Source organism: Pseudomonas pudica (assembly GCF_015680405.1).
Lineage (GTDB): Bacteria > Pseudomonadota > Gammaproteobacteria > Pseudomonadales > Pseudomonadaceae > Aquipseudomonas > Aquipseudomonas pudica.
Window position 1 is genome coordinate 1 of the sequence record NZ_JADLJS010000077.1, and the last position, 14369, is coordinate 14369.

Annotated in this window: 9 protein-coding genes and 1 rRNA gene; 6 read left to right on the forward strand and 4 right to left on the reverse strand. The window is 60.7% G+C overall.

Features of this window, described 5'->3' with window-relative positions; translation table 11 throughout:
- On the reverse strand, window positions 1-1666 hold a 1666-nt coding region (locus tag IRZ77_RS25905), incomplete at its 3' end, for a retention module-containing protein (RefSeq protein ID WP_196174601.1).
- Between the two features lie 913 nt (window positions 1667-2579).
- On the opposite strand from IRZ77_RS25905, the gene IRZ77_RS25910 reads away from it, so the two are divergent.
- A complete protein-coding gene (locus IRZ77_RS25910; RefSeq protein WP_046617191.1) occupies window positions 2580-4736 on the forward strand; it encodes a type I secretion system permease/ATPase in 2157 nt (718 codons plus the stop codon).
- Window positions 4726-6102 (forward strand): HlyD family type I secretion periplasmic adaptor subunit, encoded by a 1377-nt coding sequence (locus IRZ77_RS25915; protein WP_085602323.1) that lies wholly within the window; start codon window positions 4726-4728, stop codon window positions 6100-6102. The genes IRZ77_RS25910 and IRZ77_RS25915 overlap by 11 nt, the downstream gene beginning before the upstream one ends.
- Window positions 6103-6277: 175 nt before the next feature.
- On the opposite strand, the gene lapD is transcribed toward IRZ77_RS25915, so the two are convergent.
- A complete protein-coding gene (lapD, locus tag IRZ77_RS25920; RefSeq protein WP_108479895.1) occupies window positions 6278-8224 on the reverse strand; it encodes a cyclic di-GMP receptor LapD in 1947 nt (648 codons plus the stop codon).
- 10 nt (window positions 8225-8234) lie between these two features.
- Entirely contained in the window at window positions 8235-8996 is a 762-nt protein-coding gene (gene lapG, locus IRZ77_RS25925; protein ID WP_181381603.1) for a cysteine protease LapG, read from the reverse strand.
- A 204-nt stretch (window positions 8997-9200) separates the two neighbouring features.
- On the opposite strand from lapG, the gene IRZ77_RS25930 reads away from it, so the two are divergent.
- The 4 genes from IRZ77_RS25930 (at window position 9201) to IRZ77_RS25945 (ending at window position 14172) form a co-directional block, all read left to right on the forward strand.
- Complete coding sequence (locus IRZ77_RS25930; RefSeq protein WP_108479894.1) at window positions 9201-9890, forward strand: GntR family transcriptional regulator; 690 nt, start codon at window positions 9201-9203, stop codon at window positions 9888-9890.
- Between the two features lie 108 nt (window positions 9891-9998).
- Entirely contained in the window at window positions 9999-10502 is a 504-nt protein-coding gene (locus IRZ77_RS25935; RefSeq protein ID WP_108479893.1) for a sigma-70 family RNA polymerase sigma factor, read from the forward strand.
- 4 nt (window positions 10503-10506) lie between these two features.
- Complete coding sequence (locus IRZ77_RS25940) at window positions 10507-11463, forward strand: FecR family protein (RefSeq protein ID WP_108479897.1); 957 nt, start codon at window positions 10507-10509, stop codon at window positions 11461-11463.
- A 222-nt stretch (window positions 11464-11685) separates the two neighbouring features.
- Entirely contained in the window at window positions 11686-14172 is a 2487-nt protein-coding gene (locus IRZ77_RS25945) for a TonB-dependent siderophore receptor (protein ID WP_230386617.1), read from the forward strand.
- A gap of 110 nt (window positions 14173-14282) precedes the next feature.
- Here IRZ77_RS25945 and rrf read toward each other — a convergent pair.
- Window positions 14283-14369: ribosomal RNA gene (rrf, locus tag IRZ77_RS25950) — 5S ribosomal RNA — on the reverse strand; the annotation flags it as partial.

The following is a 14369-nucleotide window of genomic DNA, read 5'->3' on the forward strand; positions in this document are numbered from 1 at the left end:
TGGCGCTTTCGATGGTTACGCTGACGGTCGAGCCATTGTTGTAGACATCGTTGGCTGGCGTCTCGAAATCGACGCTGCCCTGGGTCTTGCCCGCTTCGACGGTGATGGTCTGGCCATTGGACAGGGTTACGGTCACCGGGGTCTGGGCCGGGTTGCTCAGCGTTACGGTGTAGGTGATGACGCCGCCTTCGGTCACCGACGGAGTGGCCGTCAGGGTGGCGGTGGTGGCGTCGACCGAGTCGTTGATCGTGGTTTGGGCCGGCGTCGGGTTCGGCGTCAGTTGCTCGAAGTTGCCGCCGGTGGCGCTTTCGATGGTTACGCTGACGGTCGAGCCATTGTTGTAGACGTCGTTCGCTGGCGTTTCGAAGTCGACGCTGCCCTGGGTCTTGCCCGCTTCGACGGTGATGGTCTGACCGTTGGACAGGGTTACGGTCACCGGTGTCTGGGCCGGGTTGCTCAGCGTTACGGTGTAGGTGATCACCCCGCCTTCGGTCACCGACGGAGTGGCCGTCAGGGTGGCGGTGGTGGCGTCGACCGAGTCGTTGATCGTGGTTTGGGCCGGCGTCGGGTTCGGCGTCAGTTGCTCGAAGTTGCCGCCGGTGGCGCTTTCGATGGTTACGCTGACGGTCGAGCCATTGTTGTAGACGTCGTTCGCTGGCGTTTCGAAGTCGACGCTGCCCTGGGTCTTGCCCGCTTCGACGGTGATGGTCTGACCGTTGGACAGGGTTACGGTCACCGGAGTCTGGGCCGGATTGCTCAGGGTCACGGTGTAGGTGATCACCCCGCCTTCGGTCACCGACGGAGTGGCCGTCAGGGTCGCAGTGGTAGTGTCGATGGTATCGGTAACCTGGGTAACCGCTGGTGTTTGCGGAACGGTTACCGTCAATCCACCGCCCCCGGTTGTGCCCGTTACGGTCGCCGAAATCTGGCCGCCGTCGATATACGGGGTATCGCCTGCCGGAACCACGACGTTGACGCTACCCGAGGTTTGCCCGGCCGGAATGACAATTACGGCCCCGTTTGACAGGGTGATCACCAAGTTGGTGGACGGCGCCTGGCCAACCGTAGCGGTATAAACAATTATGCCACCCGCTTCGCTGATGGAAGGGGTAGCGCCAAGAACCAGGTCGGTAGCAACGTTGGTGTCTGTCGTCGGTGTGGTCACCTGGTTGTTGCTGGTGGTATCCAGCACGCCAACCTCTTCGCCATCGAGCACGGCAGCAAAGCCCAGCCCGTCAGTCGGGAAGCCGACGGTAGGGTCGACCCGGCCCGCGGTTTCTTCGAGCATGACAAAGCTGTGGCCACCGCCCAGTGCGCCGCCGCCCGCCGACGATGGGCCAGCCGCAGTCGCTTCAAGCTCGGTAGTCGGGTCGACACCGGCAGCGATCGCCTGTTGCAGCTCTTCCACCGACGGCGCGGCTTGTGCGGCAGCCTGGCTCAAGTCGGTGCTGCTGTCTGGCGCATCAGCGCTCCACTGGCTGTCTCGACCCAGGTCAAGCAAGCGGCCATCGGCCAGCTCCAAAGTAACTGCCCCCCCTGGTCCGGTGAGCACTTCCTCACCGGACAGCAGGCGGTCCCCTTCGATCAGAACACGCCGGATGCCTTCTGGGGAAACCGCAATAACCTGGCCGACAATACTTTTGACGATGGCTACAACGCTGCTCATTGGACTCTCCGTGTGACCCGATGGGTACTTCCCTGCCAGAGCGGCACTTGCAGGCCACTTCAGGCGGAACTATGTCGATGATCTCGTGACGCTTTTGACGTCAATATCCCGTCTATAACTTTTCGGAATTGACTAACTGCCAAACTATTGACCTTGCACATGCCATCCTAAACAATCGGCAATGTAATGTCACATTGATATTTGAACCTTAGCCAAACGTTTCTTAAGGACCAATGTCGCGCATCATTGAAAGCGTTTTTCCACATCTTGATAACCGCAAATACGGAAAAAAGGTAACCGCTCAGGTGTCAATAATCGGCTCACTCGCAGGCCAATGCTCGAAAACAAGCACAAACCTTGCCGAAGGCAGCCAACCAGCCGCCGAGAACTTACCAGCATCACCAGCCCTTCAGGTAGCACGATACGGAACTGCAAATTGCCGTAGATCAATGGGATAGCAAACAACCGCGCAATACTGCCAACCCGAATAGGAAAAGCCTTGCCGATTTTTAGTCCAGAACAGTCAGCGACCCGCTTTCTAATAGATGAATTTTGACTAATTAGCAGCAAAATACCGTCAATGAATCAGCGCCTGTTTCCTGACAAAGTTACAAGTCGAGAGAAACTGCACCTCTGCTGCCAGCCGGATAGCAGGCTATGCTGCAGAATAGCTTCGGCCTGTATGCTGACTGGATCAAAAATGAAACATTCACCACTCAGCATCGTCTGCAGGAGTATCGACCGTAGAACTGTTTACTCGATACCGATTCAAGGCGACCATTGACCGGTTGCCCAAGCGCCAGCGTGCCGTAGCCTCATGACCACTGCCTGGCAGCGCCATTGAACGTCAGGGTGAGCCAGCTGAACGGCTGCCCACCTACCCCACCCACCACAAGGATGAAGAGAGCGCCGCGTGGAATCCGAAGTCAGTCGAGTCCAACTCAGCCACGATCCACGCAGTCAGCATGACGATCCCCTGCTGGATAGTCTGCTGAGCCTGTGTGTCCTGCACCAGAAACCCGCCAGCCGGGTCATGCTGACCACCGGCCTGCCGCTGCCGGCCCAGCGCCTGAGCCCCGAGTTGCTGCCCCGCGCTGCCGCCAGGGCCGGCCTGCAGGGGCGCCTGCTGCAGCGTAAACTGGAGCATATCCCGAGCATCGCCATGCCAGCCATGCTGCTGCTCAAGGAAGGCCGCAGCGCCGTCCTGCTGGGCTGGGAAAACGAAGACACCGCGCGCCTGCTGCTCAGCGAGAGCGATGGCGGCGAGGTGCATGTCAGCCGCGAAGCCCTGCAGAGCGATTACAGTGGCCGGGTGTTCTTCGCGCAGCCGCAGCACAAGTTCGATGTCAACCACGGCAACCTCATCCCGCGGGCGAAGTCGTGGTTCCGCGATACCTTGCTGCGCAGCAAGTGGCTATATATCGACGCGATCGCTGCCAGCCTGGTGATCAACCTGATCGCCCTGGCCGCGCCACTGTTCGTGATGAACGTATATGACCGGGTTGTGCCCAACCAAGCCACCTCGACCCTCTGGGTGTTGGCCATCGGCATCGCCGGCGCCTACATCTTCGACCTGATCCTCAAGGGCCTGCGCGGCTTGTGCCTGGACCTGGCTGGCAAGAAGACCGACCTGATCATTTCGGCAACACTGTTCGAACGTATCGTCGGCATGTCGATGAAGTACCGCCCGGCCAGGGTTGGCAGCTTTGCCCAGAACATTCACGAATTCCAGGGCCTGCGTGACTTCCTCGCCTCGCTGACCCTGACCAGCCTGATCGACCTGCCGTTCACCGTCCTGATCCTGATAGTCATCGCCATCATTGGCGGGCACCTGGTGTGGATCCCGATCATCGCCTTCCCGCTGGCCCTGGGCATTGGTTACGCCCTGCAACGGCCACTGATGGCGACCATGGAACGGACCATGGCCCTGGCCTCGGAGCGCCAGTCCAGCCTGATCGAGACCCTTGCCGGACTGGATGCAGTAAAGGTCAACAACGCCGAAAGCGAACGCCAGTACATGTGGGAGCAGACCCTTGGCACCCTCAGCCGCCTGGAACTGCGGGTGAAGGTGCTGTCGAGCCTGGCGATGAACATCACCCTGCTGATCCAGCAACTGGCAGGCGTGGCGATGATTTGCGTCGGCGTGTACCTGATCATCGACGGCAACCTGAGCATGGGCGGCCTGGTGGCCTGCTACATGCTCAGCGGCCGCGCCCTCGGCCCGCTGGGCCAGCTCAATGGCCTGCTCGCCCGCTATCAGCAAGCCAAGGTGACCATGGTCTCCACCGACCACATGATGGAACTGCCGCAAGAACGCAACTTCGAAGAACGCCCGCTGAGCCGCAAGGTGCTGCAGGGCAGCGTCGAGTTCCGCGGAGTCGATTTCACCTACCCGAACCAACAGAATCAGGCCTTGAAGAACATCAACCTCACCATCCGCCCCGGCGAGAAGGTGGGCATTATCGGCCGCAGTGGCTCGGGCAAGAGCTCGCTGGCCAAGCTCATCGTCGGCCTGTACGAAGCCGATAGCGGCTCGCTGCTGGTCGATGGCGTGGACATTCGCCAGATCGACGTCAGCGAACTGCGCCACAACATTGGCTACGTGCCCCAGGATATTCAGCTGCTGGCCGGCACCCTGCGCGACAACCTGGTCAGCGGGGCCCGTTACATAGAGGATGAGTTGATTCTGCAGGCTGCCGAACTGGCGGGTGTACATGAGTTCGCCCGGTTGCACCCGGACGGCTACGAGTTGCAGGTAGGTGAACGCGGGCAGAACCTGTCCGGCGGCCAGCGACAGAACGTCGCCCTGGGCCGCGCACTTTTGCTCAACCCGCAGATCCTGCTGCTGGACGAACCGACCAGCGCCATGGACAACACCGGCGAAGAACGCCTCAAGCAGCGACTGCAGGCGGTGGTGGAAGGCAAGACGATGCTGCTGGTCACGCACCGTGCCTCGCTGCTGTCACTGGTGGACCGGCTGATCGTGATCGATCGCGGGCAGATTGTCGCCGACGGCCCGAAAGCCGCGGTCATGGATGCGCTGAAGAAGGGGCAGATCAGTGTTGCATAAGCTGGATGTGGGGCAGTTCAAGGACGGCCTGCGGCGCTATTTCAAGGGTTCCGATTCACTGGGTGGCCAGCCGCTGCCAGAGGTCAACAAGGCCCTGATCGAGGATGCGCCGCGGGTCGTGCGGCTGACCATATGGGGCGTGATCCTGTTCTTCGTGTTCCTGATCGTGTGGGCCAGCGTCGCACCCATCGATGAAGTTACGCGGGGTGAAGGCAAGGCCATTCCGTCGTCCAAGGTGCAGAAGATCCAGAACCTGGAGGGCGGCATCGTCGCCGAGATCTTCGCCAAGGAAGGGCAGATTGTCGAAGTAGGCCAGCCATTGCTGCGTCTGGATGAAACCCGCTTCGCCTCCAACGTGGGTGAAACCGAGGCCGACCGCCTGGCGATGGCCTTGCGCGTCGAGCGCCTGAGTGCCGAAGTAGGTGACACCCCGTTGAAGATTGATGAGGAACTGCGCAAAGCCGCGCCAAGCCAGGCAGCGAACGAAGAGTCGCTGTATCAGAGCCGGCGCCAGCAATTGCAGGACGAGATCGGTGGCTTGCAACAACAGCTGGTACAGCGCCAGCAGGAACTGCGCGAGTTCAGCTCAAAGCGCGCCCAGTACGCCAACAGCCTGCAATTGTTGCGCAAGGAGATCAGCATGTCCGAGCCGCTGGTGGCCACCGGTGCGATCTCCCAGGTCGAGGTACTGCGCTTGCGTCGCGCCGAAGTGGAGAACCGCGGTCAGCTGGACTCCACGGCGCTGGCCATCCCGCGTGCCGAGGCGGCCATTCGCGAGGTGCAAAGCAAGATCGAAGAGACCCGTGGCAAATTCCGCAGCGAAGCGCTGACCCAATTGAACGAAGCGCGCACCGAGCTGAACAAGGCCACGGCGACCAGCAAGGCCCTGGATGATCGCGTGCACCGCACGATGGTTACCTCGCCGGTACGCGGTATCGTCAAGCAGCTGCTGGTGAATACCATCGGTGGGGTGATCCAGCCGGGCAGCGACATCATAGAAATCGTGCCGCTGGACGACTCACTGGTCATCGAGGCGAAGATCCTGCCCAAGGACATCGCCTTCCTGCACCCTGGTCAGGAGGCGACGGTCAAGTTCACGGCCTATGACTACACCATCTACGGTGGGCTGAAGGCCAAGCTGGAGCAGATCGGTGCCGACACCATCACCGATGAAGACAAGAAGACCACCTATTACCTGATCAAGCTGCGCACCGACCGCAGCCACCTGGGCACTGACGAGAAGCCTCTGCTGATCATTCCGGGGATGGTGGCGACGGTCGATATCATGACTGGCAAGAAGACCATCATGAGCTACCTGCTCAAGCCGATCATGAAGGCGCGTTCGGAGGCGTTGCGCGAGCGGTGATCGCCATCCCTGCCGTGCTCGCTGCAGGAGTGGCCTTGAGTCGCGAAAGGGCTGCACAGCAGCCCCAGCGATTTATGCATCTTTGCTGAAAGCCCGGGGCCGCTGTGCGGCCCTTTCGCGACTCAAGTCCGCTCCTACAAGAGACCGCATGCCCTCATGCGATACCTGCAAGTTGTCAGCGCCAAGGTGCAGGCTCACCAACCAACTGCCCCTGAATCCCACCCACCCCCATCTCCCGCAACATCAACCGTTCACCTTCCGTCTCTACCCGCTCGGCAATCAGCGGCAGGTCGATGCTGTGTGCAGCGCGCTGGACCGCTTCGATGAACAGCCGCTTGTGCTGCTCTTGGTCAATGTTGCGGATGTAGCTGCCATCGATCTTCAGGTACGCCAACCCCAGGTGCGCCAGGTTGCCGATCATGCTGAATCGCCCACCAAAGCGTTGCAGCGCCAGGCCGAAACCAAGCGCGTGCAGGCGCCGGGTGAGTTGCTCCAGGGCCGCCTGCTCAGGCAACTGTTCCTCGCCAATTTCGAAAACCAGCCGCGGGCCGAGCGCCGTATTCTGGCCCAGAAGCTCGAAAACACGCTGAAGGGCCTTGGGGTCGGCCAGGGTGGCGGCTGACAGGTTCAGCGCCAACACCTGGTCATGCCCTCGAAGATGCGCCAGCACCTTCTCCAACACCAGCACATCAAGCCGCGGCATCCAGCCGAAGCGCTCCAGCCAGGGCAGGAAGCGTCCCGCCGGCAGCGCCTCGCCCTGGCCATCCTGCAAACGCGAAATCACTTTGTGGTGCAGTACTCGTTGCGCAGAAGCGCAATCCACCACTGGCTGGAAGAACAGTTCGAAATGCCCATTGTTGAACGCCTGGTCCAGCCGCTCATGCCAGACATGCTGGCTGTCCGCGGCAACTGCAGCCACGCCTTGTTCAAGGCATACCCAACCCGGCGTTGGCTGGTTCTCGGCGCGGGCCAGGGCCTCGTCGGCAAGCTTCAGCAATGCCTGCGGTGAATCGCCGGGGCTGAACGGCGCCAGGCCGATACAAGCAACCGGGTCGATATCACTGGCGCCCGTTTCGTGCAGGCTGTGCAGCGTCGCTTCCAAGGCCTGGGCAAGCTGTACCGCCTCTTCATGCACCATACCCGGCGCCAGCACGGCGAACTCGCCCCCACGGCTACGGGAAATCAGGTCATTGGTTTCCGGGTAGCTGGCACAGGTGCGACGCAATTGCTCACCCACGGCCTGTAGCAACTGGTCGGTACGCTGGCCGCCAAGACGGGCGTTCAACCCCGCCAGCCCCTGGACCCGCAGCAACAGCAGGTAGCCGGCGCGCGCTTCTTCCAGGTTGCTCACCCGGGTGTTCAGTTGCATCTCGAAATAACGGCGGTTGGAGAGTCCAGTCAGGCTGTCCTGGTAGGACTCGGCACGCAGCCGCTCACTGCGCTCGGCCTGCTCGGTAAACAGTGCCTTGAGCTTCTCGACCATCTGGTTCATCGCCTGTACTACCCGGCGCAGCTCCGGCGTGCGCGGCAACTCGGGCAGGCTGAGGAATTCGCGGCGGGCAATGGCGTGGGACTGCTCGACCATGTAGTCCAGCGGCCGCAACTGGCGACGCAAGAGCAAGGCGCCAAGTACCGCACTGGCCGCGCCACACAGCAGCAGCCAACCCAGGCTGCCCAGGGCGCTCTGCCAGAGTTTGGCAATGGCGAACATCGGGTGGCTGATTACTTCAACGCGTGCGGCCTGCTGCCAGCCGCGGCTGACGATGGCATCGCCACCGGCGGCCTCCAGTCCGATCAAGTGCACGAACCAGCGCGGCACACCGCCTGGGTCCGGTTCGGCGTGGCGCTCCACCAGCACAGCATTGGAGCCCAGGTCGACGACCTTGATGCTTGAGTAGTAACCACTGTCGAAGATAGAACTGACCATCAGCTCGACCATCGCCGGGTCATCGATATTCGGCGTCAGCGACAGCGCCAGCGCGGTCGCCGCATCCTGGGCGTGCGATCGCAACTGGTTGACGTACTGGCTGCGAGAGCTTTCCAGGCTGACCATGAAACTGCCACTGAAGGCGACCACCAGGAACAGGCAAATGGCCAACAGCAATTGTTTGAACAGTGACATCTGTGCTCCTTCAGTAGACCGGCTCGGCCGGGAACCCTTCGGCCTGCATTTTCTTCAGCAAATCCTGCCAGCGTGACAACCGCTTGGTATCGCCGACCTTCTTGTTGCCTGTGGCGCCCGTCAGCCACAAGCCCTCACCATTGAAGGCGTACACCGGCAGCAGGTCGGTACGCTGGCTGGCCGGCTTGATGGCATCCATCAGGCTGTCGAGCACCAATGGTTGTGCCTGTGGGCTTGAATAATAGGTCAGGACCATGTGCGCCCGGTTCTGCCGCAGCGCCTTGACGTAGGTGATGCGCAGCTTTTCGCTGGGGATGCCCATGCGCCGCAGACTGAAATACTTGGCGATGGCGTAGTCCTCGCAGTCCCCTGCGCCCTTGATCAGCGCCTGCACCGGCGTGGCCCAATAATCGACCTCATGCCACAGGTCGATATCCTCGACATAGCGCAATTGCTGGTTGAAGAAGCGGTTTACCACCTGCAATCGCTCAAGCTCCGTACCCTGCTTCTGCGTGGCCATCAGGTTTTGCCAGGCATCGATCCGACCCTGCCCGGGGCCCAAGGGGCCATAGAGTGCCTGCGACTTGCGGCTGATCTGGGAAAAGTCCCAATCCGCGTGCAAACCGCCCAGCAGCAGGCCGCCCAGCAGCGCAGCAAGGCCGACACGTTGCACAACGGTTTTGAGCATCCAGGATATCGCCACTGCGAAGCCCTGTTCAGGCCAGTCGAAAGCAGCGATGGTGCGGCTTGCCACGGCAAAAAACAATGGCACCCTGCAATCATGCACCCGCTGGTCAGTCGACCTACACTTTCCGGTTATAACATTCTGGAGGCCGCTTCCTTTGCCGGGCGACTTCATCCACCATAGCCGCGCTTTTGGGGCGCCTGTTCCACCACCAGTACAGGTTTGACGCCCCCAAGAGCTGTTACTAGTGTAATTGGATCCAACTTTAGTCATCGTTGAGGCAGACGTCGCGTGGCCGAGAAAATCAAATTGAGCAATGTGCTGGCCAGTGAGCAGCTGTTGCCGCATCAGGCCCGTGGCGTGATCGAAGAACGCCTGCGCAGTGCCATTCTCGATGGTCGCTTGCCCCCAGGTACCGCCGTAAGACAACAAGAACTCGCCACCTTGTTCGGTGTCAGCCGCATGCCCGTGCGCGAGGCCCTGCGCCAGCTCGAAGCGCAATCGCTGCTGAAAGTGGAAATGCACAAGGGCGCGGTGGTTGCGCCGTTGATCGGCGAGGACGCGGTGGACACCTATGCCCTGCGCGTGCTGCTCGAGACCGAAGCGCTGCGCCAGTCGATTCCGCTGCTAGATGCCAGCGACATCGACAATGCCCGCGGGTATATCCAGCAACTGGAAAACGAAACCCGCCACGCTGAAATCGGCCGCCTCAATCGCCTGTTCCACATGTCGCTGTACAACAAGGCGCCGAACAAGAAGCTGCTGCGTCTGATCGAGGACGAACTGAATGAGGAAGAGCGCTTCCTGCGGTTTCATCTCTCGTCCATGGGCCTGGGCAAGCTCACCCAGGACGATCACAACGCACTGGCGGATGCGGCGAGCGACAAGCTGGTAGACGAAGCTGTAGCAGTGCTGGAGCGGCACCTGAATAACGCATCGCGGGTAATCCGCAGGTACCTGGATACGCAACTGGGGCGCTAGCGGGTAGTGACTGCCCGCATGGAGTCGGATGGGTTGCAAATTGATCGGCGCCCAGCCAACAATGAGACTAATTATCATTAATGTCCATTGATGGCAGCACCCGTACCCATGCCCAGCAACGATTCCGTGCAAACGCTCTATAGTGACCACCACGGCTGGTTGCATGCCTGGCTACGCAGCAAGCTGGGCAATGCCGCCGATGCAGCAGACCTGGCCCAGGACACCTTCGTGCGCCTGTTGCAGCGTCGCGAAAACCTGAAACTGAACACACCACGGGCCTTCCTGCGGACGGTCGCGCGCGGGCTGGTGATCGACCACTGGCGGCGCGAGGAACTGCACAGGGCCTACCTTGAGGCACTGGCACAGGTGCCGGAAGCACAGGCCCCCTCGGTCGAAACCCGTGAGCTGCTGCTGGAATTGCTGGAGCGCATCGCGCGCATGCTCGACGGCCTCAAGCCCAAAGTACGCCGCGCATTCCTGCTGGCCCAATGCGAGGGGCTGAAGCACCAGGCCATCGCCGACCAGATGGGGATCTCGGTACGTACCGTGGAGCGCTACATCGCCGACGCGCTCTACCATTGCTATCTACTGCGCTACGCCGACGAGTGCTGACATGATGACCGCCGCACAGCCTGGCGCAACAGCGGTCAAGCAGGCCATCCAGTGGATACTGAGGCTACGCGAGAGCGGGCATGACCCTGCCGTGCAGCAACAGTGCAGGCAATGGCGCACTACCCACCACGAACATGAACAGGCCTGGCAACGGGTTATTCACCTGCATCAGGACCTTGACCTGAGTGCCGTCCCTGGCGCAGGGCTGGCTTTGCAGACCCTGGAGACCAGCCAGCGCCGCCTGCACCGTCGGCAGGCGCTGAAGCTGCTTGGTGGCGTTGCCATGGTGGGGACAGCGGCATGGCTGGGAAAAGATCTCGATGCGGTCAACGCCTGGGCATCGGACTACACCACCGGTACGGGCGAACGGCGCAGCTTCGCGCTTCCCGATGGCTCGCTGATGCAACTCAATACCCGCAGTGCCGTCGACCTGGCCTTCAATGACCAACAGCGCCTGGTCCGCCTGAAACAGGGGGAATTGATGATTGCCTGCAATCCGCAGCATCCCTTGCTTGTGCAAACTCGTGACGCGTTGCTGGAAGGGTTTGAAGGGCGCTTTGTGGCGCGCCAGGACAACGACTACACGCAGGTCAGTGTCAGCCATGGCAGGGTGGCGATACACCGGCCTGGCAATGGCCAGCTGCAATGGATGGAAAGCGGCCAGAACTGGCGCCTGGATGCGCAAGGTACACACCGGCTCGAGCAGGTAGACATGGATGCGATGGCCTGGACTGAGGGCCTGATCGTCACCCGGAACATGCGGCTGTTCGACTTCCTCTCGCAGGTCAGCCGTTATCGCCATGGATATCTGGACTGCAGCGACGACATTGCCGATTTGCGCCTGTCGGGCGTATTCCGCCTCGAAGAACCGGAGCAGCTGCTGCAGCTGCTGCCAAGTACACTGCCCGTGCGGCTTCGCCAACGTACACGCTGGTGGGTTCGCGTGGAGGGGCTGGCCTGAACTGAAGGCGGCTTTTGCATTCAGGGCTGCGTGCAGCCTATCGCCGGCAAGCCAGCTCCCACAGGGATCTCAAGGCCTGAGAGCTATGCAATACCTTTGGGAGCTGGCTTGCCGGCGATGGGGCGCATAGCGGTCCCAATAACTTTTTTGACGGGTTTTGAATGCCGGTACGGCTTGGACAGTAAGCAACACCTTCTGCCCTCACACTTCAACGGACCCCTCATGCCTACCGCCGCAGTGTACACGCGCACCTTCAATACGAATGATTTTCGACCTGTTTTGCACTCAGCACGCTTACGCAAAGCAGTCCGGGCTGCCCTGTTTGGCACCGCCCTGAGCCTGACAACCGTCACGCAACTGTCCATAGCAGCTGAAACGGCCCAGGTGAGCCACAACTATGCGATCCCGGCCGGCCAGTTGGATGACGTGCTCAACCAGTTCGCCCGCCAGGCTGGCATCACCCTGTCTAGTACACCCCAGCTCACCCAAGGCTTGCAGTCGAATGGCCTGCAGGGGCGATACCCGATTGATCAGGCATTGCACCAGTTGCTCAATTGCAGCGGCCTGGAAGCCGTCAGCCAAGATGGCCGCAGCTACGTGCTGCAGGCACAACCCCAAGGCGCTGCATTGTCATTGCCAGACACCGACATCCGTAGCTTCACTCTCGGCAATGCACTGGGCAGCATGGAGGGTTACAACGCTACCCATAGCCAAGTTGCGACCAAGACCAGCATGCCACTGGTAGAGACATCGCAATCGGTCTCGGTGGTTACTCGACAGCAGATCGCCGACCAAGGCTCCCAAACCGTTGCCCAAGCCATGCGCTACACACCTGGGGTACTGACCAACCCCTACGGGGCGACCCATCGTTATGACTATGTAGCCATGCGTGGCTTCAACGACGGCTCGGTGGACAACATCTATGTCGACGGGCTCAAGTCGATGGGAGACAACGGCACCTACAGCACCATGCAGGTGGACCCGTACTTCCTTGAGCGCATCGATATTCTCAAGGGACCTTCTTCGGTACTGTATGGCCGTAGCTCGCCAGGAGGCCTGGTGGCACTGACCACCAAAAAGCCGCTGTTTACCCCCTACCATCAAGTCCAGGCCACCCTTGGTACCCAAGGCCAGCGTGGCACGGGTTTCGACTTCAGCGGCCCCGTGGATGACGACAAGCATATCGCTTATCGCCTGACAGGCCTGGCGGATGCTTCCGACACGCAGTTCGATCACAACAAGGAAGAACGCTACGCCATCGCGCCGGCCGTCAGTATCGACTTCAACGAAGATACTTCGCTGACCCTGCAGGCCTACCTGCAACACGACCCCAACGGCGGCTATCACGGCGGTAACCCCGCAGATGGCATGCTGCACAAGCGCAACGGCTTGCGCCTGTCGGACCACTTCTTCGAAGGTGAACCGGGTATCGACAACTACGAGCGTACCCAACAGTCCTTCAGCTACCAGTTCGAGCATCGCTTCAACGATGTGTTCACGGCTCGCCAGAACTTCCGCTATCAGGATTCCGACGTGTCGATGGACCAGGTGTATTCCGCCGGTTGGGCGGATGCCGACAGCAATATCCTCAACCGCGCCTATACCGGCGGCGACGAACGCCTGCATTCGTACATCATCGACAACATGCTGCAGGCGGAATTCTTCACCGGGGCCGCCAAACACACCCTGCTGCTGGGCGCCGACTATCAGCGACGCAAGGCCGACGTGGCTTGGCGTTATGGCACAGTCGATCCGCTGGATGCCGGCAACCCGCAATACGGCAACGGCAACCTTCAGGTGCTGGGCGAGAATCGCTACCAGCGGCGCCTGCAGCAAACGGGCGTTTACCTGCAGGACCTGGTGGAGCTGGACCAATGGCGCTTCTCGTTGGGACTGCGCCAGGACTGGGTGAGGGTGTCCGAGGAGAATCGCGACAGCAACGCCAAGGTCAGTGACCAGCGCTCCAGGTTCACTACCCGCGCAGGGGTGCTCTACCTGTTCGAGAACGGCATCGCTCCCTATGTCAGCTACTCGGAGTCATTCAACCCCAATACCGTGTCCGACCAGCAAGGCCGCCCTCTTGCACCGACCGAGGGCACTCAATGGGAGGCAGGTCTCAAGTATCAGCCGCCGGGTACCGACAACCTGTTCACCGCATCGGTGTTCCACATCGAGCAGGAGAACCTGGCCTCGAAGCAGCCTGACGAGGACTTCTATCGCCCTGTAGGGCAAGTGCGCTCACAAGGGCTTGAGCTGGAGGCCCATTTGCAGCTGACCGACAGCTTGAAGCTGCTGGGCGGCTATACCTTTACCGATATCGAATACACAAAGTCGATGCCCAGCCTGGTGTCTGGCAACCTGGATAACAAAGGCAATTCGCCAACACAGGCACCGAAACAGATGTTTTCGCTTTGGGCTGACTACAACTTCCACCAGGGGGCACTGGATGGCCTGCGCTTGGGCGGTGGGGTGCGTTATGTGGGATACAGCTGGGTGGATGCGGAAAACAGCATGAAGGTGCCCTCCTATACCCTGTTCGACGCCTCGATCGGCTATGACCTGGGCAAGGTCGGCCTCCGGGGGATGGATGTGCGCCTGAATGCCAATAACCTCACCAATGAAAGCTACATCACCTCGTGTGCAAGCCTGAACTACTGCTATATGGGTGAAGAGCGAAATGTCAGTGCCACGGTCAGCTACCAGTTCTGACTCTATCGCGACACAAGGCCGCTCCTACACGGGAAGCGCGCTCACCTGAAAGCTCCCCCGGAAAAGACAAAGCCCCTGTCTGCATCGCAGACAGGGGCTTTGGATTTGAATCTTGACGATGACCTACTCTCACATGGGGAAACCCCACACTACCATCGGCGATGCATCGTTTCACTGCTGAGTTCGGGATGGGATCA

Coding starts and splice junctions, on each gene's coding strand:
- lapD (WP_108479895.1), bottom strand. CDS start 8,224: ATGTCACTGTTCAAACAATTGCTGTTGGCCATTTGCCTGTTCCTGGTG.
- IRZ77_RS25940 (WP_108479897.1), top strand. CDS start 10,507: ATGACCGCCGCACAGCCTGGCGCAACAGCGGTCAAGCAGGCCATCCAG.
- IRZ77_RS25935 (WP_108479893.1), top strand. CDS start 9,999: ATGCCCAGCAACGATTCCGTGCAAACGCTCTATAGTGACCACCACGGC.
- IRZ77_RS25945 (WP_230386617.1), top strand. CDS start 11,686: ATGCCTACCGCCGCAGTGTACACGCGCACCTTCAATACGAATGATTTT.